The organism is Ramlibacter sp. (assembly GCF_013697775.1).
Lineage (GTDB): Bacteria > Pseudomonadota > Gammaproteobacteria > Burkholderiales > Burkholderiaceae_C > Ramlibacter.
This window is the reverse complement of sequence record NZ_JACCWG010000336.1, coordinates 1-21,892: the sequence shown is the minus strand read 5'-3', so window position 1 is coordinate 21,892 and position 21,892 is coordinate 1. Positions and strand designations below refer to the sequence as shown.

Below are 21,892 nucleotides of genomic sequence, written 5' to 3'. Positions count from 1 at the left end.
TGGCCGCACCGGCCGCGAGCCCGGCCGCGCAGGAGGACACCCGCGCCGCGCCCGCGCAGGTTGCTCCCGCTGCCGCATCGGGAATGGCGCAGGCGGAGCAGTGCCGCGACAAGATGTTCCTGTCGCGCGAGTTCTGCCTGGCCGAGCAGTGCGACAAGGCCGGCGCGCGCAATCACCCGATGTGCGTGCAGCGCCGCGAGGACGCCAAGCTGCGCGAGGACAGCAAGATCAGGCAGGGACCGCAATAGCGGTCCGCCGACCTACACGACGTCCACGTTGTGGACCGCGAACCGGCCTTGCCGGCGATCCGCGAAGTAGTGCTGCAGGGTTTCCTTCACCGTGCGGAAGGCGATCTCGTCCCAGGGGATCTCGGCTTCAGTGAACAGGCGGGCCTCGATCGTTTCGTAGCCGGGGTCGAAGCGGTCGCTCAGCAGGCGCGCCAGGTAGAACAGGTGCACCTGGCCCACGCGCGGCACGCTCATCACGCTGAACAGCGCTTCCATTTCGAACTTGGCGCCGGCTTCCTCCACCGTTTCGCGCGCCGCGCCTTCCAGCGTGCTCTCGCCCAGCTCCATGAAACCGGCGGGCAGGGTCCACTTGCCCCAGCGCGGCTCGATGTTGCGCTTGCACAGCAGCACACGGTCGCCCAGGTGCGGCACGGTGCCCACCACATTGAGCGGATTTTCGTAATGGATGGTGTCGCAGGCCGGGCAGACGGCGCGCTCGTGCACGTCGCCGTCGTCGGGCACGCGGTACACCACGGCGGTGCCGCAGTTGCGGCAATGCTTGATCGGGCTGCGCAAGGTCACGGATGAGGTGGCGAAGAAAACAAAAAGGGCTCCCGCCGGGAGCCCTTGTCCTTGGGTAGACCGGAGTTTACCGGGGCCGCTCAGGCCTTGGTCGTCTTCGTGTGTTTCTCGATCAGCGCGCGCGCCGTGTCCAGCAGCTTGCGGCCGTCGAAGCCGCGCTTGGTCATGTCCTCGACCCACTCCACCTCGATGGCGCGCGAGCGGCGGCGGAACTCCTGCGCCTCCGAGGCGCTGACGGTGAACACGCTGTTGCCGCGGTCGGTGGCGGCCTTGCGTCCGGCGACGTCGCCCGCCTGCTGCGTCTTGCCCAGCCAGCCGGAGGTCCCGATGCCCGAGTTGGCGTCGATGACCTTCTTCAAGTCCGGCGGCAGCGACGCGTACTTGGCCTTGTTCATGCACATCACGAACGTTGTCGTGTAGAGCGAGCCACCGGCGGGATCGAATTCCGCATGGAATTTGGTGAGTTCGTGCACCTTCACCGAAGGCACCACTTCCCACGGGATCACGCAGCCCTGGATGGTGCCCTTGGACAGCGAGTCGGGAATCTGCGGCAGCGGCATGCCTACCGGGGTGGCGCCCAGCGCGGCCACCAGCTTGTTCACCTGGCGGGTCGGCGCGCGCACCTTCAGGCCGCGCATGTCGCCGACGGTCTTCACGGGCTTGTCGGCGGTGTGGACCACGCCCGGGCCATGCACCTGCAGGGCGATGACCTGGGTTTCCTTGAACTCGTCCGGCGCCATGGTCTGCACGTACTCCCAGTACGCCTTGGAGGTGGCTTCGGCATTGGTCATGATGAACGGCAGCTCGAACACCTCGACGCGCGGGAAGCGGCCGGCGGTGTTGCCCGGCAGCGTCCACACCACGTCGACCACGCCGTCGCGCGCCTGGTCATACAGCTGCACCGGCGTGCCGCCCAGCTGCATGGCGGGGTAGCCTTCGAACTTGATGCGGCCGCCCGAGTCCTTCTCCACCTTGTCCATCCAGGCCTTGTGCATGTTCAGCCAGACGTTGGAGGTCGGTGCCATGAAGGTGTGGAATTTCAGCGTGACGGCTTGCTGCGCGAGGCCGCTCAGGGCCGGCGCGCCCAGGGCCACGGCGGCACCGGACTTCAGGATGGTTCTGCGTTGGATCATGACGGTGTCCATGGCGTGAAAAGAGAGACAAAGGAACTTAGCGGGAAACGGTTCGGCTGCAAACCGTGACATCCCTTGGTCATCTCTCTGGAAAAAATCGCGGTGCGACTTTTTCCAGAGGTCTGATCAGTGTGAGAAGGCCCGGCGAAGCCGGCTCCTTCTCACAAGAGGGGCCGCACTGCACGTTGTTTCGTGCGGTCCGGCTGGATGAACTCCCTTCCAGACTGCGCGCAACAGCGTGCAGTGCTGAGAAATCGCTCCAGCGATTTCTCAGAGAGTCATCTAACTCATGAACTTGACCAGCCACAGCGCGATGCCCGGAAACGCCAGAATCAGCGCGATGCGGATGAAGTCGCTGACCAGGAACGGCAGCACGCCGCGGAAGGTTTCGCCCAGCGGCACGCCGCGCGCCATGCCGTTGACCACGTAGACGTTCAGTCCCATCGGCGGCACCAGCATGCCGAACGACACCACCATCAGGATCAGGATGCCGAACCACAGGGCGAGCGGCTCCTTGGCCATGCCGAAGTCCAGGCTCATGACGAGCGGGAAGAAGATCGGGATGGTCAGCAGGATGATGGACAGCTCTTCCGTGACTGTGCCCAGCGCCAGGTGCAGCAGCACGATGGCCACCATCACCCAGATCGGCGACACGTGCCAGCTGGACACCAGTTGCACCAGGTGCGTCTGGATCTGCGTGAGCGCCAGCGCCGAGTTCATCACGTCGGCGCCTATGAAGATCAGGAAGATCATCGCCGAACTCTCGGCCGTGGCGAGGAAGCAGTCGAGGAACTTGTGCCAGGTCATCTCGCCCTTGAACAGCGAGGCGATGAATGCCGAAGCGGCACCCACCGCCGCGCCTTCGGTGGGCGAGAAGAAGCCGCCGTAGATGCCGCCGAACACCAGCAGGAACACGAAGCCGATGGGCACCAGGCCGAGCACCGCCTTGGCATCGAGGCGAGGCGGATGGGCATCCGCCTCGGGCGCATGGCCGGGCACCAGCCGCACGTAGACCGCGATCACGATCATGTAGCCCAGCATGGCGAGAATGCCGGGAATGGTGGCGGCCAGGAACAGCTTGGCGATGTTCTGCTCGGTCAGGATCGCGTAGATCACCAGCGGCACCGACGGCGGGATCAGGATGCCCAGCGTGCCGGCGGTGGCCAGCGTGCCCGTGGCCAGCCGCCCGGAGTAGCCGTGGCGTTTCATCTCCGGCAGCGCCACGCCCGTGATGGTGGCGGCGGTGGCGACCGAAGAACCGCAGATCGCGCCGAACGCGGCGCTCGCCATCACCGCGGCCATGGCCAGCCCGCCGCGCAGCCGCCCGACCAGGGCGGCAGTGAACGCGAACAGCGCCTTGCTGATGCCGCCTTGCGTGGCGAACTGCCCCATCAGGATGAACAGCGGGATCACCGACAGGTCGTAGCTGGCGAATCGCGCGAACGCCATGCTGTTCATGAAGTTCGCATACGGCATCCAGCCGGTCTGCAGCACGTAGGTGACCGAGCCGGAGATGAACATGGCGATGGCGATCGGCGTGCGCAGCGCCATCAGCACGAACATCAGCACGATGGCCAGCAGCGCCAGGGTGATGCCGGTCATGCCGTTTCCCCATGCTGGCTGGGCCGGTCGAAACCGAACACCGCCTGGTGCAGGCCGATGAGCGCCGTGACGCCGAAGCCGGGCACCATGGGCGCATAGGCCAGCCACTCGGGCACGCCCAGGAGCATGGTGGTGGAGGTGCTGGTCCACGAGCTCAGGCCGCCCAGGCCGGCGCGCCAGGCGAGCAGGGCGCACACCAGCGCCAGCAGCAGCGCGCCGATGCGGTCCAGCACGGCATTGAAGCGCTTGGGTGCGCGCGCGGTGAAGAAGTCCACCACGATGTTGCCGCGGTGCAGCTGGCACAGCGGCATGAACAGGCCGACCGCGGCGCCAGTGGCCAGGCCGACCAGCTCGAAGTCGCCGGTCACCGTCTTGCCCACAGTTTCGCGGCCGATGATGCTGCCGCAGGTGAGGACCACCATGAAGGCGATCAGTGCGCCGGCCAACAGGCCGCACAGCCTGGCCAGGGGTTCCAGAATGCGCAATCCGCTCTCCTCGTTGTCGTGTCCGGCGATCATCGCGCAAGCGCGATCCCGCTCATTCGGCAGGCGCGATCTTCACGCTCAGCGTGCCCAGGCCGCCGACGCTCCCCATCAGCGTGTCGCCGACGTTCACCGCCGCCACGCCTTCGGGCGTGCCGGTGAAAATCAGGTCGCCGGGCTGCAGGTCCCAGGCGGCCGAGAGATGCTCGATGGTTTCGCCGATGTTCCAGATCAGCTTGGAAACATTGCTGCGCTGGCGGTCTTCGCCGTTCACCTGCAGCCAGATCTCCGCCTGCGTGACGTCGCCGGCATCGGCCGCCGGCACGATGGGGCCGATCGGCGCGGACTGCTCGAACGCCTTGCCGATGCACCAGGGTCGGCCCTGCTTCTTCATCTCGCCTTGCAGGTCGCGGCGCGTCATGTCCAGGCCGACGGCGTAGCCGAAGATGTGCTTTTGCGCATCGGCCGCCTTGATGTTTCGCCCACCGGTGCCGATGGCCACCACCAGCTCGATCTCGTGGTGCAGGTTCCTGGTGAGCGACGGGTAGGCCACGCTGCCGGTGTCGCCCTGCGCCACCGGCACCACGGCGTCGGCCGGCTTCAGGAAGAAGAACGGCGGCTCGCGGCCGGTGAAGCCCATCTCCTGCGCATGCTCCACATAGTTGCGGCCCACGCAGTAGATGCGGTGCACGGGGAATTGTTCGGCGCGGCCCTGCACCGGCACGGCCGCCTGCGCAGCGGGTTCGAAGACGTAGCTCATGACAACCTTTCTTCCTTGTGGATGCCCAGCGCCTGGTGCACCGGACGGTCCGAAAAACTGAACAGCACGCAGCCCGTGGCCGACGACAGCCGGGCAGTGTGCCATGACGGCACCACGAAATGGTCGCGCGCACCGAAGGCGAAACGCCACTGCTGGCCCTGGTGCTCGACCAGCACTTCGCCTTCGCCTTCGACCACCGAATACACGGCGCCGTCGGTCTGGCGCCAGGGCTGGCCGCCGAAGCCCGCGGGTAGCCGCTGCATGAAGGTGCCTAGGGTCGGCATCGGCCAGCCGCCGGTGAGCGGGTTCACGTAGCGCAGCTTGACGCCGTCCCACGCGTCGACGGGCGCATGGCACTCCAGCTGCTCCAGCGCCTCGCGGCTGCGTTCGTAGGGATAGCTGAAGATCGGCGATGTGGCGCCATAGGGCGACTCGTGGCGCACCGGCGCCATGTTGTGGCCGAAGCGCGCGAAGCTGGTGCCATCCGGCCGCGCCGCGGCCTGCGTCTTGGCGCCGGCGTTCTCCGCGAAGCCGGCGTCGAAGAAGCGGACCATGGGAATGTCCAGGCCGTCCAGCCACACCACCGGGCCGTCGGCGTCGCTGCCGTGGTCGTGGAAGGTCCAGCTCGGCGTGATGATGAAGTCGCCCGGCCGCATGGTGCTGCGCTCGCCGTCCACCGCGGTGTAGGCGCCCGTGCCTTCCACGATGAAGCGCAGCGCGCTCTGCGTGTGGCGGTGCGCGGGCGCCACCTCGCCCGGCAGGATCAGCTGCAGCCCGGCATAGAGCGACTGCGTGATGGCCGACTGGCCGCGCAGTGCAGGGTTCTCCAGGATCAGCACGCGCCGCACCGCTTCCTCGGCGGTGATGGCCTCGCCGGCGCGCATCAGGAACGGCCGCACCTCGCCGTAGTTCCACAGCGCGGGAACGCAGGGCGTGGTGGGCTGCGGCGGCACCAATGCGTGCAGCACCTCCCACAGCGGCGTGAGGTTCAGCGGCGACATGTCGCGGTACAGCTGTTCGCGCTGCATGGCGGCGGGGTGCGGGGCGTTCATGGTGTTCTCCTCGGGCTCACCAGCTGCGGCCCAGGTAGGCGCCGGCGGCTTCCAGTCGAGACTGCAGGTCCGCGGTCTCCACCTCCGCATTGGTCCAGCCATTGGCCAGCGCCGATGCCGCCGCCGTGCCCGCTGCCTGGCCCATGACGAAGCAGGCACCGGTGACGCGCGCGGCGGACTGCGCCTCGTGGCTCATGGAGGCGCAGCGGCCCGCCACCCAGACGTTGTCCAGCCCGAGCGGCACCGTCATGCGGTAAGGCAGCTGGTTGAAGCCGCGGCTCTCGGGAATTTTCGGCCAGCGGAATTCCACGTCGCCCTTCAGGTGCAGCTCCAGCGGCCAGCCGTTGACGCCGATGGTGTCATCGAAGCTCGCGCATTCCAGCACATCGGGTTCGGTCAGCTGGTAGAGGCCGCGCACGCGCCGCGTTTCGCGGATGCCGACCTGCGGCGCGATGTCCACGATGTAGCTGCGCTCGAAGCCCGGCACTTCCTTCAGGAAGCCGGCCACTTCGGCGATCTGCCGGCGGCCCTGCATCTCGGCGGCGCTCAGCTCCCCTGCATCGGTGCCGTCCATGGCGTCGCCTTGCGCGTTGGCCAGCTGCGTGAGGTTGACGCGCCACTCGATGCCATTTTTCTGCGGCCGCACGATGGGCGTCTTGCGCGGAAAGCGGTAGCGGCCCTCCGCCTCGGCCTGCAGCATGAGATGGGGAATGGTTTCCCAGGCCAAGCCCGCGCGCTCGGGATCGACGCCGTTGATGCGGAACATGGTCGAGGGATACAGCATGTGACCTTGGCCGTCGCCCTTGTCGTAGGGCGCGCCGGCCCATGCCGCCAGGTCGCCGTCGCCCGAGCAGTCGATGAAGGCGCTGGCCAGCACGGCACGGCGGCCCGACTTGGTTTCCAGCAGCAGCGCGCGCACGCGTTCGCTGGATTCCATGAGCACGCCGGCGCCCAGCGCGTGGAACAGCACGTCCACGCCTGCCGCCAGCATCAGGTCGTCGGCGGCGATCTTGTAGGCGGCGGTGTCGTAGGCCTGCGCCACGGTCTTGCCGAACAGCATGTGCGGCGCGTTCAGCCCGCCCAGCCGCGCGATGCGCGCCAACAGGTCATCGGCCACGCCGTGCACCACTTGGCGGATGTCGCCGTGCACGTTGGCATGCAGGCCGCAGAAGTTGGTGACGCCCGCTGCCGTGCCCATGCCGCCCAGGAAGCCGTAGCGTTCCACCAGCAGGGTGGAGCAGCCGATGCGCGCGGCGGCGACGGCGGCGGCGATGCCGGCCGGCCCGCCGCCCAGCACCACGACGTCGTATTCGCCGTGGATGGGTGTCTGGCGGCTGGGTTCGGTGATGTGTGCGGTCGTCATGTGGGGTGCCGTCGTTTTCAGGTGAACAGTGTCTTCGGGTCGATGCCTTCGTACATCCACTTCAGCCCCGCGAAGCCGGCCGACTCCCTGCCGCTCTGGAACATCTGGTTGCGCAGCTCGCGCGTGACCCCGGACGCATGGTAGATGTCGCCGTAGAAACGCGCGGTCAGCTGCACGCGGCCGGTGCGCAGGTAGCGCGCCTGCTGGTATTTTTCGAAGGCATCCTCCACCAACCGTTCGCCCTGAGTTTGTCGAAGGGCTGCAGCCTTGATCGCTTCCCCCAGCACCACCGCGTCCTCGATCGCCTGGCCGGCGCCTTGCGCCAGGTACTGCAGCATCGGGTGCGCGGCGTCGCCCAGCAAGGTGACGCGGCCGTTGCTCCAGGTCTTCACCGGCTCGCGGTCGCACAAGACCCACATCTTCCAGGTCTCGATCTTGCCGAGCAATTCCTTGACCTGCGGCACGGCATCGGCGAAGCGCGCGTTCAGTTCTTCCGTGTCGCCGAAGGTGTTCCAGCCTTCCTCGTACTTGTCGCTGTGGAACACAGCGACCAGGTTGAACAGTTCGCCGCGGCGCAGCGGGTAGTGCACCAGGTGCGTCTTCTCGCCGCCCCACAACACGACGTCGTCGCTCCACAGGTGCGCCGGCACGTCTTCGCGCTTGAGCACGGCGCGGTAGGCGATGTGGCCGGACAAGCGCGGCTTGCCGTCGCCCACGATCTGCTGGCGCACGCGGCTCCACAAGCCGTCGGCGCCGATCAGCGCGTCGGCTTCCAGCGTTTCGCCGTCCACGTGTACGCGCACGCGCTGTTCGTCCTGCTCGAAGCCTTCGACCTTGGCCGAGGTGCGCAGGCGCACCGTGGGGGTTGCGCGGCAGGCCTGCAGGAACACGTCGTGCAGGTCGGCGCGGTAGATCAGGCCGTAGGGGTAGCCGTAGACAGCGCGCGCCGTGTCGCCCAGCGGCACGCGCACGATCTTCTCGCCGGTGCGCACGTCGTTCATGCCCATGCCGGGCGGAAAGTACGCCACCGCGGTCACCGCCTCGGTGAGGCCGAGGTGCTCGAACATGCGGAAGATGTTGGGGCCGAGCTGGATGCCCGCGCCGATTTCGCCGAAGGCAGGCGACTGCTCCAGCACGGTGACGGTGTGGCCCTGGCGGCCCAGCACCAGGGCGGCGGCCAGGCCGCCGATGCCGCCGCCGGCGACGATCAGTTCAAGAGACTGCATCATGGATCGATAAGCATACATACGACCAGGCGCCGCGGCAAGGCGAAATTCCCGTGCGCCACGGCTACACTTCGCCGCATGGCAACGGCCTTCGATTTCCGGCATGCACCGGGCCACCTGATCCGGCGTGCGCACCAGCAGGCGGTGGCGATCTTCATGGAAGAGGCGGCGGACTTCGACGCGACGCCGGTGCAGTTCGCCATTCTCAACGCCTTGACCGACGACCCCGGCGAAGACCAGGTGACTCTGTCGCGCAAGGTCGCGTTCGATGCCGCCACCTTCGGCTCGGTGATCGGCCGCCTGGAGGCCAAGGGCTGGGTGCGGCGCGAGCCCGACGCGGCGGACCGCCGGCGCAAGCTGCTGTGGGTCACGCCGCAGGGCGCTGCCGTCGCGCAGCGCATGAAGCGCGCGGTGGCGAAGGCGCAGGCGCGCATCCTGAAGCCGCTGTCGCCGCGTGAGCAGCAGCAACTTGTGGTCCTGCTGGAACGCCTGGTGGCGGGGCACGACGCCGCCTGAAGCGCGGGTGTTGCAGGTGCCGTCCTACGGCAAGGTCAGCCATCCTGCCTTCTCCTGCTGAGCGTGCCGCGGTCCAATGCGGAAGTCCGCTCGCACCGAGCGCAAAGGAGAACGCCTTGCAAAACACCACCCAAAAACACGGCATCACCGCCGTTGCCATGATCGCCGCGGCCCTGGCCATCAGCGGCTGCGCCGACATGAACCTGAACCAGACCCAGCAGAACACCGCCGTCGGCGCCGGCGTGGGCGCCTTGGCGGGCGCGGCCATCGGCGGCGGGCGCGGTGCGCTGATCGGGGCCGGCGTGGGCGCGGCCGGCGGCTACGTGTGGTCGCAGCACATGCAGCAAAAGAAGATCGCCATGGAGCGCGCCACCGTGGGCAGCGGCGTGGCGGTGACGCAGACGCAGGACAACCAGCTGAAACTCAACATCCCGAGCGACGTGTCCTTCGACACCGGCCGCTCGGACATCAAGCCGAACCTGCGGCCCATCCTCGACCAGTTCGCCAATGGCCTGGCGTCGCAGCCGAACACCGAGGTGCGCATCATCGGCCACACCGACAGCACCGGCTCGGACGCGCTGAACAACCGGCTGTCGCTGGACCGCGCCCAAGCCGCGAAGAACTACCTCGCCGCGCGCGGCGTCAATCCGCAGCGCATCCTGATCGCCGGCCGTGGCGAGTACGAACCGGTGGCCGACAACAACTCGGACGCCGGCCGCGCGCGCAACCGCCGCGTGGAAGTCTTCCTGGGCGAACGAGCGAACGTCGCCGCGCGCTGATCCAGTCGCCGACGCGCTAGTGTTGCGTGCTCGGCAGCTCGACGGTCAAGCCGTCGAGCGCGTCGGTCAGGCGGATCTGGCAGCTGAGCCGGCTGTTCGCCTGGCGCGGCGCCGCGGTGAACCCCAGCATGGCCAGCTCTTCTTCGCCGGGGGGCGGAAGCTGCGCCGCGAACGGCTCGCGCACGTAGACGTGGCAGGTGGCGCAGCTCATCATGCCGCCGCAATCGGCTTCGATGCCTTTGACCTGGTTGGAGACGGCAACCTCCATCAAGCTGCGGCCGGTCTCGCATTCGAGGCGGGTGTTGGTGTCGGCGGGCGCGGGGCCCACGAGGTGGATGGTGATCATCAGATGCGGCTGAAATATTCGCGTCGTTGGAAATCGTCCTTGTCCTCGGCCTGTGCAAAGCGCAATTGCTCTGCCTGCTTGACGCGAACGATGTAGTCGATGAATTCGGAACCGAAGGCGTTGGCGAGGATGGTATCCGACTGCAGCGCTTGCAGCGCTTCGCCCAGGCTGGTGGGCAGGCGCGCCGCGGCGTCGGCATAGGGTGCGTCGGTGGCGGGCGGCGCCGCGAGCTTGCGCGCGATGCCGTCCAGGCCCGCGTAAACCTGCGACGCGAGGTACAGGTAGGGGTTCGCCGCCGGCTCGCCGATGCGGTTCTCGATGCGCGTGGCCGCGTCGCCGCATTGGCCGATCACGCGCAGCATCGCACCGCGGTTGTCGCGGCCCCACAGCACCGACTGCGGCGCCAGCGCATTGGGCCGGAAGCGGCCGAAGCCGTTGGCCGTGGGCGTGCAGAACACCGCCATGCCGCGCGCATGTTCCAGCAGGCCGGCCAGGTAATGCTCGCCCGTCGCCGACAGGCTGTATGCCGCCTGTGCGGGCGTTGCACCTTCTGCCGGCGCCTCGCGCATGAAGGCGTTTTGGCCCGAGGCCGCGTGCACCAGCGACTGGTGCAGGTGCCAGCCGCTGGACATGATGTTGGGAAAGGGCGGGCGGCACATGAAGCTCGCGTGGTAGCCGGCGCGGCGCAGCGCCATCTTTACCGCGTTGCGGAACAGCACCATGTTGTCCGCGACCTCCAGGGCGTCGGTGACGCCGAACACCGCTTCCACCTGGCTGGGGCCAAGTTCAATCTCCAGCGACAGCAGCGGCAGGCCGAGCGCCTGCGCCGTGTGCTGCACGATGCGCAGCGGCTCCTCGGCCATGTCGGCCCAGCCCTCGGCCAGCAGGTTGTAGCCGGGATGGATCATGCTGACCGCCGGCGGCAGCCCGGGCCAGGCCGCCTGCTCGGGGTCGAGCTGCGCGCGCGTGTCCTCGATGCGGTAGATGTGGAACTCGATCTCCAGGCCGCAGCGCATGGCGAAGCCGGCGTCGGCCAGGCGCCGCAGGGCGCGCTGCAGCACGCGGCGCGTGTCCAGCTCCACCGGCCTGCCGTCCGGCAGCCAGGGCTGCCCGCGCACCCAGCCGGTGGACTGCGCCCACGGCAGCTGCCGCAGGCTGGCAGGGTCGGCCAGCAGCAGCAGGTTGCTCGCGTATTCGAAGCCGGGCAGGCCGGCCGCGCCGCCGGGCTCGAACACCTTGTAGGCCGTGCGGTCTGACGTGTCCTTGAGCATCAGCGTGCTCACCATGCCGACGCCGTCGCGCATGGCGGCCTCGGCCGCGGCGGCCACCAGCGTCTTGCCGCGCGTGACGCCGTGCAGGTCGCACCAGGCGAAGCGCACCAGCTGCAATCCACTCTCTTCGATCCGCTGCACAGCGTGCTGCAGCGCCTCCTCGCGCGCGGCATCGTGGATGCCGCACTGCTCGGCGAAAAAGCTCATGCGGGCGTCGCCACGCTGGCCTGCGCCAGCCAGGGCGCGCCCCGCCGTTTGGCAGCCACCTGTTCCTGCCACCAGGTGGGCCAGCTGCCAGCGGGGGCGATGCCATCCACCGTGTCCGGGCCGGCCATCTGTGCCGCGAGCGTGGCATCGGCCGCGCCCGGCGCGGGCAGTCCGACCTGCACGTCCTCGATGGCCTTCAGCAGCGTGCGGCGGTTGGCCATGATGACCTTGTCGCTGGAGCCCAGGTGCTCGCGCGTGCGGTCCTGGATCGGGCCCATGCTCTCCACCGCCCACTGGTCGTGCACGTTGATGTCTTCCTCGCCCATGCCCAGGTAGGTTTGGCCGCGCTGCTCCTCGGCGTTGAAGCCCCAGTTGTTGTGGCGGCCGGACTTCGGGATGTAGTCGGGCAGCGAGATGAACTGCTGCCGCTGCCGGCGCATGGCTTCCTTGTCCACCGGCCCGGCGAAGCTGGTGAAGATGGAATACCAGTAGGTGTGCTCGTCGTCCACCGGCACGTGCATCTGCGTGATGGTCAGCGTTTCCGACAGAGGAATGACGAAGGTGTGCGGAAAGATCGCTTGCGTGACGCGCACGTGCGTGAGCTCGGGCGTCATCGCGCGCAGCGCGGTCAGCTGCAGGCCCCAGGGCCGCGGCTCGAAGCTGATATCGGGCTGGTGGAACTCGCGCATGATGCGCGTCATCGGCCAGCGCTCGCCGCCGAAGTCGCCCGCGCTGGCGCTGCGGAACTGCTTGCCGGCCGCGTTCTCGCCGATGTCGTCCAGCGGCGCGTCGGCAAGGAAGCGGTGCAGGAACGACGGATGCGCCGGGTCGATGCCGACCTCGAAGGCCTGCAGCCAGTTGCAATGCCACAGGCCCTTGAAGGCAAAGGTGTGGGTGGCGGGCGCGGCGAAGCAGTCGAAGGCGGGGAAGGGCGGCGCCTTGTCCTCTTGGCCGAACCAGCCGAACAGCACGCCGCTGTGTTCGTGCACCGGATAGCTGCGCTGCTTCACGCGCTCGCACAGCCGGCTGCCCGCGGGTTCGGTAGGCGTCTCCAGGCAGTTGCCGGCGGTGTCGAACTTCCAGCCGTGGAACGGACAGCGCAAGCCGTCGCCTTCGTTGCGGCCGAACGAGAGGTCGGCGCCGCGGTGCGGGCAGCCGCGGTCCAGCAGGCCCCAGCGGCCCTGCGCGTCCTTGAACAGCACCAGGTCCAGGCCCAGCACGCGCACGGCCTTCACCGGGCGCTGCGCCATGCGCGGATCCAGCGCGGGATTGAACTCGTCGACCAGCGCCACCGGCTGCCAGTAGCTGCGCATCAGGGCGCCGCAGGAGGTGCCGGGACCGATGCGGGTGATGAGGTCGTTCTGGTCTGCTTTCATACGTTCTCCGTAACGTTGCAAACGGTATACCGAAAGTACGATTCAGTGTACATTGTGCGTCATGGGCCTGCAAGAAACCGTGTTGATCCAGCTACGCGACCTGATCCTGCGAGGTGAGTTCGAGCCCGGGCGCCGCCTTGCAGAGCAGCAGGTGGCCGAGCGCCTGGGCGCCTCGCGCACGCCGGTGCGCGCCGCGCTGGTGACGCTGGAGCAGGAAGGGCTGGTGCAATTGAACGAGACCGGCGGCTATCTGGTCCGCCAGTTCACTGCGCAGGAGGTGGCCGACGCAATTGCCGTGCGCGGCCATCTGGAAGGTATGGCGGCGCGCCTGGTGGCTGAACACGGAATACCGCGCCAGCTGGAAGGCGACCTGCGCGCCTGCCTGGACGAAGGCGACGCCGCGCTCGCGCCGGATCCGCTCAGCTACGAGTGCTACGCACGCTACGCCGTGGTGAACGACCGCTTCCATGCGCTCGTCCTGCAGGCCTGCGGCAACCGCGCCCTGCAGCGCGCCGTGGCGCTCAACGACAAGCTGCCATTCGCGCCCGCCTCGGCCATGCTGCCGATGCAGGGCTCGGTGCAGCCCGACCGCGACTGGATGCGCTATGCGCACCGCCAGCACCACATGCTGTTCGACGCCATGAAGCGCGGCGAAGGCGCGCGGGCGCAGGCGCTGGCTGTGGAGCACACCGAAGTGGCGCAGGTGAACCTGCGGCTCGCGCTGGAGCGGCGCAGCGACACCGAGCCGGTGATGCCGGCGCTGCGGCTGGTGATGGGGCGTTGAGCGCGGCGCCTGTCAGTTTCGCGCGCGCAGGGGTGTGGCGCGGCTTCGTGCATGCCCAGCCGCTCGCGCCCGGCGTTGCGCTGTACGGGCTGGTTTTCGGCGTGCTGGCTGGCGAACGCGGGCTGGGCTGGGCGCAGGCGGTGCTGATGAGCACTCTGGTGTATTCCGGCAGCGCGCAGCTGGCGGCCTTGCAGGTCTGGTCGTCGACGCCGGCGATCGCGGCTGTCTTGCTCACGGTTGCCGCGATCAACGCGCGCTACCTGCTGTACGGCGCCGCCCTCCAGCCCTGGCTGGTTCAGGTGCGCGGCCCGCGCGCCTGGGCCAGCCTGTTCCTGCTGGGCGACGGCAGATGGGTGTTGGCGATGCGCAAGTACGAGAAGGGCGAGCGCGACGCCGGCTATGTGCTCGGGACCGGCTTCGCCGGCGTTCTGCCCTGGGTGGGCGGAACACTGGTGGGGCACCTGCTCACGCGCGACATGCCCGATCCGCGCGGCTGGGGCCTGGACTTCATGCTGCCCGCCTTCGCCGCGGCGATCGGCATCTCGGTGTGGCGCGGCCGGGCCGACTGGCTGCCGCTGCTGGCCGCGCTCGGCGCCGCCATGGCGGTGCACAAGCTGGTGCCGGGCGGCTGATACATCGTGGCGGCGGGGCTGGCGGCCGGTGCGCTCGGGGCATGGCGGCATGACACCGCGTTCTGGTGGGCATTGGCCGCGATGGCGGTGGTCTCGTACGCCTGCCGCCTGGGCGGCTACCTGCTCATGGGCTGGGCGCCGATCACGCCGCGCGTGGAAGCGGCGCTGCGCGCGATACCGCTGGGCGTGATGGCTGGCATTGCGACGCCAGCGGCCACGTCGGGGCGCGTGCCCGAACTGGCTGGACTCGCGGCGGTAGCGCTGCTGATGCGGCTGACGGTCAAGGACGTGGTGGCCGCCATCGGCGGCGCGGCGGCCGTGGGCATAGGCCGCGCACTGGGGTTCTAGCTTTCCAAGTGGCGCCGCAGCTGCGCCGCGCACAGCCGCACCGCGTCGTTCGCTTCGTCCAGCACGCGGCCCATCAGCATGAAGCCGTGGATCTGGCGTTCGAAGCACACCAGCGTGGAGCGCACGCCGGCTTCGGTCAGGCGCTGGGCGTACTGCCGGCCCTCGTCGCGCAGCGGATCGAAACCGGCGGTGATCACCAGCGCCGGCGCCAGCCCGCCCAGGTCCTCGCGCAGCAGCGGCGAGGCGCGCCAGTCGGTGTCGTGCTGCGGGTCGGCGATGTAGTGGTCGTGGTAGTAGCGCACCGTGTCGCTGGTGAGCAGGTAGCCCTGGCCGTTGGCCTGGTGCGACGGCGCGCCGCAGCGCATGTCGGTGGCCGGGTAGAGCAGCAGCTGCAGGCGCAGCGGCAGGTCGCCCGCGTCGCGCGCGGCAATGGCCACCACCGCCGCCAGGTTGCCGCCGGCGCTGTCGCCGCCCACCGCCATGCGCGACGCATCCAGCCGCAGGTCGTTCGCGTTGCGCGCGACCCAGCGCAGCGCGGCGAAGGAGTCGTCCACCGCGGCCGGGAAGCGGTGCTCGGGCCCCATGCGGTAATCCACCGACACCACGGCGCAGCCGGCGCCGTTGGCCAGCTCGCGGCACAGCGTGTCGTGCGTGTCCAGGTCGCCGATGGTCCAGCCGCCGCCGTGGTAGTACACCAGGACGGGCAAGGTTTGCGAGGCTTCGCTGCCGAGCGGCCGGTACAGCCGCAGCGCAATGGCGCCGACCGGCCCGTCGGCCACCAGGCCGCGCGCCACTGCCACTTCGGGCGGCGACGGCTGGGTGAAGCCGCACCGCTCGCGGTAGACGCGCCGCGCCTCTTCGGGCGACAGCATGTGGGTGGGCGCAACGCCTTTTTCTTCGATCAGGCGCAGCAGTGCGCGGGCTTGTGGGTGCAGCATGGCCGGTCTCTGGTGGGATCGTGGCTGCAGTGTAGGCCGGGCGCCTGCGTTTATGCTCACGGCATGAAGCTGTTCAACTACTTCCGCTCATCCGCGTCGTTCCGCGTGCGCATCGCGCTGGAACTCAAGGGACTGCCGTACGACTACGTGCCCGTGCACCTGGTCAAGGGCGAACACAAGCAGGAGAAGTACGGCGTGGTGGCGCCGACGCTGCTCGTGCCGACGCTGGAAACCGACGACGGCGAGCACCTCGGCCAGTCGATGGCCATCATCGAATACCTGGACGAGACGCACCCGCAGCCGGCGCTGCTGCCGGCCGGTCCGGTCCAGCGCGCCCAGGTGCGCGCCCTGGCGCAGCTGGTCGCCTGCGAGATCCACCCGCTGAACAACCTGCGGGTGCTGAAGTACCTGGTGCACGACCTGAAGCTGGACGAGGAAACCAAAGGCAACTGGTACCGCCACTGGGTGCGTGACGGCCTGGAGAAGTTCGAGAAGGAGCTGGCCCGCCTGCCGGCTTCCACCTACTGCTTCGGCGACACGCCCACCTTGGCCGACTGCTGCCTGGTGCCGCAGATCTTCAACGGCCGGCGCTTCGACTGCGACTTCAGCGGCCTGCCGCGCACCATGGCCGCGTTCGACGCCTGCATGGCGCATCCGGCGTTCCAGAAGGCGCAGCCCTCCAGCTGCCCCGACAACGAGCCCTGAGATGGCTGGCTCGCCGCTCCTGCTGCAAGCCGATTGGCCGGCGCCGCGCGGCGTGCACGCAGCCTGCAGCCTGCGCGACGGCGGCGTCTCGCGCGACCCTTATGCCAGCCTGAACCTCGGCGACCACGTCGGCGACGATCCGCAATGCGTTGCGCAGAACCGCGCGCGCTTCGCCGCGGCGCTCGGCGTGCGGCCGGTGTTCCTCAAGCAGGTGCACGGCACCAAGGTGGTGGTGCTCGACACCTCCACCCCCGACGGCACCGAGGCCGATGCCTGCATCACCGACGTGCCCGGCGTCGCCTGCACGATCATGGTGGCCGACTGCCTGCCGGTGCTGCTGGCATGCGAAGGCGCGCCTGTCGTCGGTGCGGCGCACGCGGGCTGGCGCGGGCTGGCGGGTGAGGGTGGGAGCGAGAGCGGACGGGGCGTGCTGGAAGCGCTCTGGTCCTCGATGCGCGAGCGCCTGCCCGCCGACGCCGCGCACCGCACGCTGGCCTGGCTGGGACCGTGCATCGGCCCGCGCGCATTCGAGGTCGGGCCCGAGGTGCGCGATGCCTTCGCGGCAATCGATCCATCCGCTGCAGCTTGCTTCGTGCCGCATCCGCAAAACAGCGGCAAGTGGCTGGCGGATCTGCCGGGGCTCGCGCGGCTGCGGCTGCGCGCGCTCGGCATCGAACGCATCCACGGCAACGACGGCACCGACGCGTGGTGCACCGTCGCCAGCGCCTCAAGGTTCTTTTCGCACCGGCGCGACCGGGTCAGCGGGCGCTTCGCCGCCACCATCTGGCGCGCTGGCTGAGGCGGCATCCGCACCGCTTTCTGGTGCCGGGTTGCGGGCGCGCCAATCCGCCAGCTCCGCGGCCTCGCGGGCCAGCCGCGCGCGACGCCGCGCGGGTTGGCCCAGGAAGTACAGCAGCAGAGCCACAGGAAGCGCGCCATAGAGTACAAAGGTGATGAGAGCGCCGAGCAGCGTTCCACTGGACGCTTCGGCCACCGCCATCATGAGCGTGACGTAGAGCCAGCCGATCGGGATCAGGTACATGCGCGAAGAGGTCTCGTCAGGGTGAAATGTTGCGATGCAACATGATCGATGGAATAATTAGGGTTTACCCGAATAACAGCTATTGGAGACAAGCGATGAATTTTGAACCCGACTGGGCCGGCGCAGCTCAGCACTTCCAGCAAGACCTCGCACAGAACTGGACCAAGGCGCTCCAGTCCTTCCAGCTCGCTGGCCACCCCGCGGGCATGAACACCGGCGGCATTCCCCAAATTTCCTTCGCACCCGACAAGCTCGGCACCCTGCAGCAGGCCTTCGTCAAGGAAGCCGCCGAGCTGTGGAACCAGGGCCTGCAAGGCAAGCCCGCCGCCGCCGACAAGCGCTTCGCTTCCGACGCCTGGGCGAACAATCCCATCGCTTCCCATTCCGCCGCGCTCTACCTGCTGAACGCCCGCACGCTGCTGGGCCTGGTGGAGGCGATCGACGGCGACGCCAAGACCAAGTCGCGCCTGCGCTTCGCGGTGGAGCAGTGGATGGCCGCTTCTGCGCCCAGCAACTTCCTGGCACTGAACGCCGAGGCGCAGAAGAAGGCGCTGGAGACCAAGGGCGAGAGCATCGCGCGCGGCATGCAGAACCTGCTGGCCGACATCCGCCAGGGCCATGTGTCGATGACCGACGAGAGCGCCTTCGAGGTCGGCAAGAACGTCGCCACCACCGAAGGCGCCGTGGTGTTCGAGAACGATCTGTTCCAGCTGCTCGAATACAAGCCGCTGACCGCCAAGGTGTACGAGCGCCCGTTCCTAATGGTGCCGCCCTGCATCAACAAGTTTTACATCCTCGACCTGCAGCCGGAGAACTCGCTGATCCGCTACGCGGTGGAGCAGGGCCACCGCACCTTCGTGGTGAGCTGGCGCAATCCGGATGCCGCGCTACAGGACAAGACCTGGGACGACTACATCGAGGACGGCGGCATCCAGGCGATCGACGTGGTGCAGGACATCACCGGTGCCAAGCAGATCAACGCGCTGGGCTTTTGCGTGGGCGGCACCATCCTGGGCACCGCGCTGGGCGTGCTGGCCGCGCGCGGCAAGAAGCCGGTGGCCTCGGCCACGCTGCTGACCACGTTCCTGGACTTCGCCGAAACCGGCGTGCTCGACCTCTTCGTGGACAACGCCTTCGTGCAGTACCGCGAAGCGCAGCTGGGCAAGGGCGGGCTGCTTAAGGGACAGGAGCTCGCGTCCACCTTCAGCTTCCTGCGGCCCAACGACCTGGTCTGGAACTACGTGGTGGGCAACTACCTCAAGGGCGAAACCCCGCCGCCGTTCGACCTGCTCTACTGGAACAGCGACTCCACCAACCTGCCGGGCCCGATGTACACCTGGTACCTGCGCAATACCTACCTCGAGAACAACCTGGTGAAGCCGGGCAAGTGCACGGTGGCGGGCGTGCCGCTTGACCTGGGTCAAGTGGATATCCCGGTTTACATCTACGGTTCGCGAGAGGACCATATCGTTCCGGTGGCCGGCGCCTACGGTTCGGTGAAGCACCTGCCGGGCAAGAAGCGCTTCGTGATGGGCGCATCCGGCCACATCGCCGGCGTGATCAATCCGCCGGCGAAGAACAAGCGGTCCTACTGGACCAACGACAAGCTGCCGGACACCTTCGATGCCTGGCTCAAGGGCGCCAAGGAAAGCCCCGGCAGCTGGTGGTCCGACTGGGCCGCGTGGTTGAAGGGCAATGCGGGCAAGCAGGTCGCTGCCCCCAAAGGGTACGGCAAGGGCGCGCAGTACAAGGCGATCGAGCCTGCGCCGGGCCGCTATGTGAAGGCCAAGGCTTAAGGAGACAACGCCATGGAAGACATCGTCATCGTTTCAGCCGCGCGCACCGCCGTCGGCAAGTTCGGCGGCTCGCTCGCCAAGGTCCCGGCGCCCGAGCTGGGCGCCATCGTCATCAAGGAAGTGCTCGCGCGCGCCGGGCTCGACCCCGCGCAGGTGGGCGAGGTCATCATGGGCCAGGTGCTCACGGGCGGCTCGGGCCAGAACCCGGCGCGCCAGGCGCTGATGCGCGCCGGCCTGCCCAAGGAAATTCCGGCGCTGACCGTGAACGCGGTGTGCGGCTCGGGCCTGAAAGCCGTGATGCTGGCCGCGCAAGCGGTGGCTTGGGGCGACAGCGAGATCGTGGTGGCCGGCGGCCAGGAGAACATGAGCGCCTCGCCGCACGTGCTGCTGGGCTCGCGCGACGGCCAGCGCATGGGCGACTGGAAGATGGTCGACTCCATGATCGTCGACGGCCTGTGGGACGTCTACAACCAGTACCACATGGGCATCACCGCGGAGAACCTGGCCAAGAAGTACGAGATCGACCGTGCTTCGCAGGACGCCTTCGCGCTGGCCAGCCAGCAGAAGGCCGTGGCCGCCATCGAGGCCGGCCGCTTCAAGGCCGAGATCGTGCCGGTGCGCATTCCGCAGAAGAAGGGCGAGGCCGTGGTGTTCGACACCGACGAAGGCCCGCGCAAGAACACCACCACCGAGGCGCTGGCGTCGCTGGCTCCGGCCTTCGCCAAGGACGGCACCGTGACCGCGGGCAACGCCTCCGGCCTGAACGACGGCGCCGCCGCCGTGCTGGTGATGAGCGCGAAGAAAGCCGCGGCGCTCGGCCTGAAGCCGCTGGCGCGCATCGTGTCCTTCGCCAGCTCCGGCGTGGACCCGGCCCTGATGGGGATCGGTCCGGTGCCGGCCACGCGCAAGGTGCTGGAGCGCGCCGGCTGGAACGTGCAGGACGTGGCCCTGTTCGAGCTGAACGAGGCGTTCGCCGCGCAGTCCTGCGCGGTCAACAAGGAACTGCAGATCGACCCGGCCCGCATCAACGTCAACGGCGGCGCCGTGGCGCTGGGCCACCCGATCGGCGCTTCCGGTGCGCGCGTGCTGGTGACGCTGCTGCACGAGATGCAGCGGCGCGAGGCGCGCAAGGGCGTGGCCGCGCTGTGCATCGGCGGCGGCATGGGCGTGTCCATGGGCCTCGAGCTGCTCTGACCGATTTCACAACAACAAGCAACCCAAGGAGACAAATCCAATGAGCCAGAAAATCGCATACGTCACCGGCGGCATGGGCGGCATCGGCACCGCCATCTGCCAGCGCCTGCACAAGGAAGGCTTCAAGGTCATCGCCGGCTGCGGCCCCACGCGCGACTTCACCAAGTGGCTGGACGAGCAGAAGGCGCTCGGCTACACCTTCTACGCCTCGGTGGGCAATGTCGGCGCCTGGGAGTCCACGGTGCAGGCCTTCAACAAGGCCAAGGCCGAGCACGGCCCCATCGACGTGCTGGTGAACAACGCCGGCATCACGCGCGATCGCATGTTCCTGAAGATGACGCGCGAGGACTGGGACGCGGTGATCGAGACCAACCTGAATTCGATGTTCAACGTCACCAAGCAGGTGGTGGGCGACATGGTGGACCGGGGCTGGGGCCGCATCATCAACATCTCGTCGGTGAACGGCGAGAAGGGCCAGGCCGGCCAGACCAACTACTCGGCGGCCAAGGCCGGCATGCACGGCTTCACCATGGCGCTGGCGCAGGAGATGGCCAACAAGGGCGTGACCGTGAACACGGTGAGCCCGGGCTACATCGGCACCGACATGGTCCGCTCGATCCGCCAGGACGTGCTGGACAAGATCGTCGGCACCATCCCCGTGAAGCGCCTGGGCGAACCCAGCGAAATCGCCTCGATCATCGCGTGGATCGCGTCGGACGAGAGCGGGTATTCGACCGGGGCGGATTTCTCGGTGAACGGTGGGTTGCACATGGGGTGAGGTGTTTTGCGTAGGGCGAGGGGCCCCGCTTGCGGGGATCGACCCGCAAAACACCTCACCGCTTGATTGGGCCTCGATGGCCCAATCAAGCAGCAGGCGTACCAGATACCGCACTCAAGCCCGCGTAAGCGGGCTTTTCTTTTGGGCAAGAATTTAGAACCGAGAGGAGGAGATGTGAAAAGAAGGGTAGTAGTCTTGCTTTGCGTTTTGGCCGGTGTGAGCGTAGCGGGCCTTGGCTTCAGTGCATTCACTTCGGAGGTCAAAACCTGGCTCAGCAGGGACTCGCCAGCAGCTTGGGTTCAGGCAGTTGGATCTGTTTTGGCTATATGGGCAGCTGCTCGAATTGCTAGTAGGCAGCAACGGGAGCAGATGCAACAGAAGCGGGCTGATCGGGCGCGCATATATTTAACAATTGGCCATGTATTAATCAATGTCCAGGCTCAACAGAAACAGGCGAAGAGAATAGTTTTCTCAGCTGATGCGACTTGGACCAGGGTGGTAGAAGACCTTGAGAAAGCAAGTGAGCTTCTTCGGAGCCTTCATCCGTTCGAAATACCTGATGCGCCCCTAGTGAGCATCATTTTGCTGAGTGACGTAGCAGTGCGGAAAGCTGTGCTCGGCACCCCTGACCTGCCCCCTTACAGCCATACCAATCTAAATTCCAGGAGGTCCGTCAACCAGGAGAATGACGGACATGAAGAAGAGCAGGTTTACCGAAGAGCAGATCATTGGTTTCATCAAGCAGGCGGCGGC

At 67.9% G+C, this 21,892-nt stretch carries 24 protein-coding genes and 1 pseudogene; 12 read left to right on the top strand and 13 right to left on the bottom strand.

Annotated features, from left to right (window positions below):
• Positions 1-248 (top strand): annotated as a pseudogene (locus H0U68_RS16990) (hypothetical protein); the annotation flags it as partial.
• A gap of 12 nt (positions 249-260) precedes the next feature.
• Here the strand turns inward: H0U68_RS16990 and H0U68_RS16985 are convergent.
• The 8 genes from H0U68_RS16985 to H0U68_RS16950 form a co-directional block, all read right to left on the bottom strand.
• Complete coding sequence (locus H0U68_RS16985) at positions 261-809, bottom strand: NUDIX hydrolase (RefSeq protein WP_296357706.1); 549 nt, start codon at positions 807-809, stop codon at positions 261-263.
• 80 nt (positions 810-889) lie between these two features.
• Positions 890-1,942 (bottom strand): TRAP transporter substrate-binding protein, encoded by a 1,053-nt coding sequence (locus H0U68_RS16980; protein WP_296357704.1) that lies wholly within the window; start codon positions 1,940-1,942, stop codon positions 890-892.
• A 282-nt stretch (positions 1,943-2,224) separates the two neighbouring features.
• A complete protein-coding gene (locus H0U68_RS16975; RefSeq protein ID WP_296357703.1) occupies positions 2,225-3,544 on the bottom strand; it encodes a TRAP transporter large permease in 1,320 nt (439 codons plus the stop codon).
• Positions 3,541-4,029: a TRAP transporter small permease gene (locus tag H0U68_RS16970; RefSeq protein ID WP_296357701.1), complete on the bottom strand. Its 489-nt coding sequence runs from the start codon at positions 4,027-4,029 to the stop codon at positions 3,541-3,543. The genes H0U68_RS16975 and H0U68_RS16970 overlap by 4 nt, the downstream gene beginning before the upstream one ends.
• 52 nt (positions 4,030-4,081) lie before the next feature.
• Entirely contained in the window at positions 4,082-4,786 is a 705-nt protein-coding gene (locus H0U68_RS16965; protein WP_296357700.1) for a fumarylacetoacetate hydrolase family protein, read from the bottom strand.
• The gene (gtdA, locus tag H0U68_RS16960; protein WP_296357698.1) at positions 4,783-5,838 is read right to left on the bottom strand and encodes a gentisate 1,2-dioxygenase; all 1,056 of its coding nucleotides are present in this window, start codon (positions 5,836-5,838) and stop codon (positions 4,783-4,785) included. The genes H0U68_RS16965 and gtdA overlap by 4 nt, the downstream gene beginning before the upstream one ends.
• 16 nt (positions 5,839-5,854) lie before the next feature.
• Positions 5,855-7,201, bottom strand: coding sequence for an FAD-dependent oxidoreductase (locus H0U68_RS16955; RefSeq protein WP_296357696.1), 1,347 nt, complete (start codon positions 7,199-7,201; stop codon positions 5,855-5,857).
• A gap of 17 nt (positions 7,202-7,218) precedes the next feature.
• Entirely contained in the window at positions 7,219-8,430 is a 1,212-nt protein-coding gene (locus H0U68_RS16950) for a 3-hydroxybenzoate 6-monooxygenase (protein ID WP_296357694.1), read from the bottom strand.
• 75 nt (positions 8,431-8,505) lie between these two features.
• Between H0U68_RS16950 and H0U68_RS16945 the strand changes: the two genes are divergently transcribed.
• Positions 8,506-8,943 carry a MarR family transcriptional regulator gene (locus H0U68_RS16945; RefSeq protein ID WP_296357691.1) on the top strand — a complete coding sequence of 146 codons (438 nt, stop codon included), beginning with the start codon at positions 8,506-8,508 and terminating at the stop codon, positions 8,941-8,943.
• Between the two features lie 158 nt (positions 8,944-9,101).
• Complete coding sequence (locus H0U68_RS16940; RefSeq protein WP_296357708.1) at positions 9,102-9,722, top strand: OmpA family protein; 621 nt, start codon at positions 9,102-9,104, stop codon at positions 9,720-9,722.
• A gap of 16 nt (positions 9,723-9,738) precedes the next feature.
• Here the strand turns inward: H0U68_RS16940 and H0U68_RS16935 are convergent, their stop codons facing one another.
• From H0U68_RS16935 to H0U68_RS16925, 3 genes are read right to left on the bottom strand one after another with little or no spacing between them, the layout of a single operon-like run.
• A complete protein-coding gene (locus tag H0U68_RS16935) occupies positions 9,739-10,068 on the bottom strand; it encodes a 2Fe-2S iron-sulfur cluster-binding protein (protein WP_296357689.1) in 330 nt (109 codons plus the stop codon).
• Positions 10,068-11,546 (bottom strand): glutamine synthetase family protein, encoded by a 1,479-nt coding sequence (locus tag H0U68_RS16930; RefSeq protein ID WP_296357687.1) that lies wholly within the window; start codon positions 11,544-11,546, stop codon positions 10,068-10,070. Before H0U68_RS16930 ends, H0U68_RS16935 begins: the two co-directional genes overlap by 1 nt.
• On the bottom strand, positions 11,543-12,922 hold the full coding sequence (locus H0U68_RS16925) for a Rieske 2Fe-2S domain-containing protein (protein WP_296357685.1): 1,380 nt from the start codon (positions 12,920-12,922) through the stop codon (positions 11,543-11,545). The genes H0U68_RS16930 and H0U68_RS16925 overlap by 4 nt, the downstream gene beginning before the upstream one ends.
• 61 nt (positions 12,923-12,983) lie before the next feature.
• Here H0U68_RS16925 and H0U68_RS16920 point away from each other — a divergent pair, with 61 nt between their 5' ends.
• From H0U68_RS16920 to H0U68_RS16910, 3 genes are read left to right on the top strand one after another with little or no spacing between them, the layout of a single operon-like run.
• Entirely contained in the window at positions 12,984-13,706 is a 723-nt protein-coding gene (locus tag H0U68_RS16920) for a GntR family transcriptional regulator (RefSeq protein WP_296357682.1), read from the top strand.
• Complete coding sequence (locus H0U68_RS16915; RefSeq protein ID WP_296357680.1) at positions 13,703-14,338, top strand: AzlC family ABC transporter permease; 636 nt, start codon at positions 13,703-13,705, stop codon at positions 14,336-14,338. The genes H0U68_RS16920 and H0U68_RS16915 overlap by 4 nt, the downstream gene beginning before the upstream one ends.
• Before the next feature lie 6 nt (positions 14,339-14,344).
• Complete coding sequence (locus tag H0U68_RS16910; RefSeq protein ID WP_296357678.1) at positions 14,345-14,686, top strand: AzlD domain-containing protein; 342 nt, start codon at positions 14,345-14,347, stop codon at positions 14,684-14,686.
• Here H0U68_RS16910 and H0U68_RS16905 read toward each other — a convergent pair.
• A complete protein-coding gene (locus tag H0U68_RS16905; protein ID WP_296357676.1) occupies positions 14,683-15,624 on the bottom strand; it encodes an alpha/beta hydrolase in 942 nt (313 codons plus the stop codon). The genes H0U68_RS16910 and H0U68_RS16905 overlap by 4 nt on opposite strands.
• A gap of 63 nt (positions 15,625-15,687) precedes the next feature.
• Between H0U68_RS16905 and maiA the strand changes: the two genes are divergently transcribed.
• Positions 15,688-16,329: a maleylacetoacetate isomerase gene (gene maiA, locus H0U68_RS16900; RefSeq protein ID WP_296357674.1), complete on the top strand. Its 642-nt coding sequence runs from the start codon at positions 15,688-15,690 to the stop codon at positions 16,327-16,329.
• 1 nt (position 16,330) lies between these two features.
• Positions 16,331-17,128 (top strand): peptidoglycan editing factor PgeF, encoded by a 798-nt coding sequence (gene pgeF, locus H0U68_RS16895; RefSeq protein WP_296357672.1) that lies wholly within the window; start codon positions 16,331-16,333, stop codon positions 17,126-17,128.
• Here pgeF and H0U68_RS16890 read toward each other — a convergent pair.
• Complete coding sequence (locus H0U68_RS16890; RefSeq protein ID WP_296357670.1) at positions 17,057-17,371, bottom strand: hypothetical protein; 315 nt, start codon at positions 17,369-17,371, stop codon at positions 17,057-17,059. The two genes, pgeF and H0U68_RS16890, sit on opposite strands and share 72 nt — an antisense overlap.
• Before the next feature lie 95 nt (positions 17,372-17,466).
• On the opposite strand from H0U68_RS16890, the gene phaC reads away from it, so the two are divergent.
• From phaC to H0U68_RS16870, 4 genes are all read left to right on the top strand, one after another.
• Complete coding sequence (gene phaC, locus H0U68_RS16885) at positions 17,467-19,167, top strand: class I poly(R)-hydroxyalkanoic acid synthase (RefSeq protein WP_296357668.1); 1,701 nt, start codon at positions 17,467-17,469, stop codon at positions 19,165-19,167.
• 12 nt (positions 19,168-19,179) lie between these two features.
• The gene (locus tag H0U68_RS16880; RefSeq protein ID WP_296357666.1) at positions 19,180-20,361 is read left to right on the top strand and encodes an acetyl-CoA C-acetyltransferase; all 1,182 of its coding nucleotides are present in this window, start codon (positions 19,180-19,182) and stop codon (positions 20,359-20,361) included.
• 40 nt (positions 20,362-20,401) lie between these two features.
• Positions 20,402-21,139 (top strand): acetoacetyl-CoA reductase, encoded by a 738-nt coding sequence (phbB, locus tag H0U68_RS16875; RefSeq protein WP_296357664.1) that lies wholly within the window; start codon positions 20,402-20,404, stop codon positions 21,137-21,139.
• A 369-nt stretch (positions 21,140-21,508) separates the two neighbouring features.
• A partial coding sequence (locus tag H0U68_RS16870) for a hypothetical protein (RefSeq protein ID WP_296357662.1) occupies positions 21,509-21,892 on the top strand: 384 nt, incomplete at its 3' end.

Coding starts and splice junctions, on each gene's coding strand:
- H0U68_RS16980 (WP_296357704.1), bottom strand. CDS start 1,942: ATGATCCAACGCAGAACCATCCTGAAGTCCGGTGCCGCCGTGGCCCTG.
- H0U68_RS16975 (WP_296357703.1), bottom strand. CDS start 3,544: ATGACCGGCATCACCCTGGCGCTGCTGGCCATCGTGCTGATGTTCGTG.
- H0U68_RS16965 (WP_296357700.1), bottom strand. CDS start 4,786: ATGAGCTACGTCTTCGAACCCGCTGCGCAGGCGGCCGTGCCGGTGCAG.
- gtdA (WP_296357698.1), bottom strand. CDS start 5,838: ATGAACGCCCCGCACCCCGCCGCCATGCAGCGCGAACAGCTGTACCGC.
- H0U68_RS16955 (WP_296357696.1), bottom strand. CDS start 7,201: ATGACGACCGCACACATCACCGAACCCAGCCGCCAGACACCCATCCAC.
- H0U68_RS16950 (WP_296357694.1), bottom strand. CDS start 8,430: ATGATGCAGTCTCTTGAACTGATCGTCGCCGGCGGCGGCATCGGCGGC.
- H0U68_RS16945 (WP_296357691.1), top strand. CDS start 8,506: ATGGCAACGGCCTTCGATTTCCGGCATGCACCGGGCCACCTGATCCGG.
- H0U68_RS16940 (WP_296357708.1), top strand. CDS start 9,102: ATGATCGCCGCGGCCCTGGCCATCAGCGGCTGCGCCGACATGAACCTG.
- H0U68_RS16935 (WP_296357689.1), bottom strand. CDS start 10,068: ATGATCACCATCCACCTCGTGGGCCCCGCGCCCGCCGACACCAACACC.
- H0U68_RS16930 (WP_296357687.1), bottom strand. CDS start 11,546: ATGAGCTTTTTCGCCGAGCAGTGCGGCATCCACGATGCCGCGCGCGAG.
- H0U68_RS16925 (WP_296357685.1), bottom strand. CDS start 12,922: ATGAAAGCAGACCAGAACGACCTCATCACCCGCATCGGTCCCGGCACC.
- H0U68_RS16920 (WP_296357682.1), top strand. CDS start 12,984: ATGGGCCTGCAAGAAACCGTGTTGATCCAGCTACGCGACCTGATCCTG.
- H0U68_RS16905 (WP_296357676.1), bottom strand. CDS start 15,624: ATGCTGCACCCACAAGCCCGCGCACTGCTGCGCCTGATCGAAGAAAAA.
- maiA (WP_296357674.1), top strand. CDS start 15,688: ATGAAGCTGTTCAACTACTTCCGCTCATCCGCGTCGTTCCGCGTGCGC.
- pgeF (WP_296357672.1), top strand. CDS start 16,331: ATGGCTGGCTCGCCGCTCCTGCTGCAAGCCGATTGGCCGGCGCCGCGC.
- H0U68_RS16890 (WP_296357670.1), bottom strand. CDS start 17,371: ATGTACCTGATCCCGATCGGCTGGCTCTACGTCACGCTCATGATGGCG.
- phaC (WP_296357668.1), top strand. CDS start 17,467: ATGAATTTTGAACCCGACTGGGCCGGCGCAGCTCAGCACTTCCAGCAA.
- H0U68_RS16880 (WP_296357666.1), top strand. CDS start 19,180: ATGGAAGACATCGTCATCGTTTCAGCCGCGCGCACCGCCGTCGGCAAG.
- phbB (WP_296357664.1), top strand. CDS start 20,402: ATGAGCCAGAAAATCGCATACGTCACCGGCGGCATGGGCGGCATCGGC.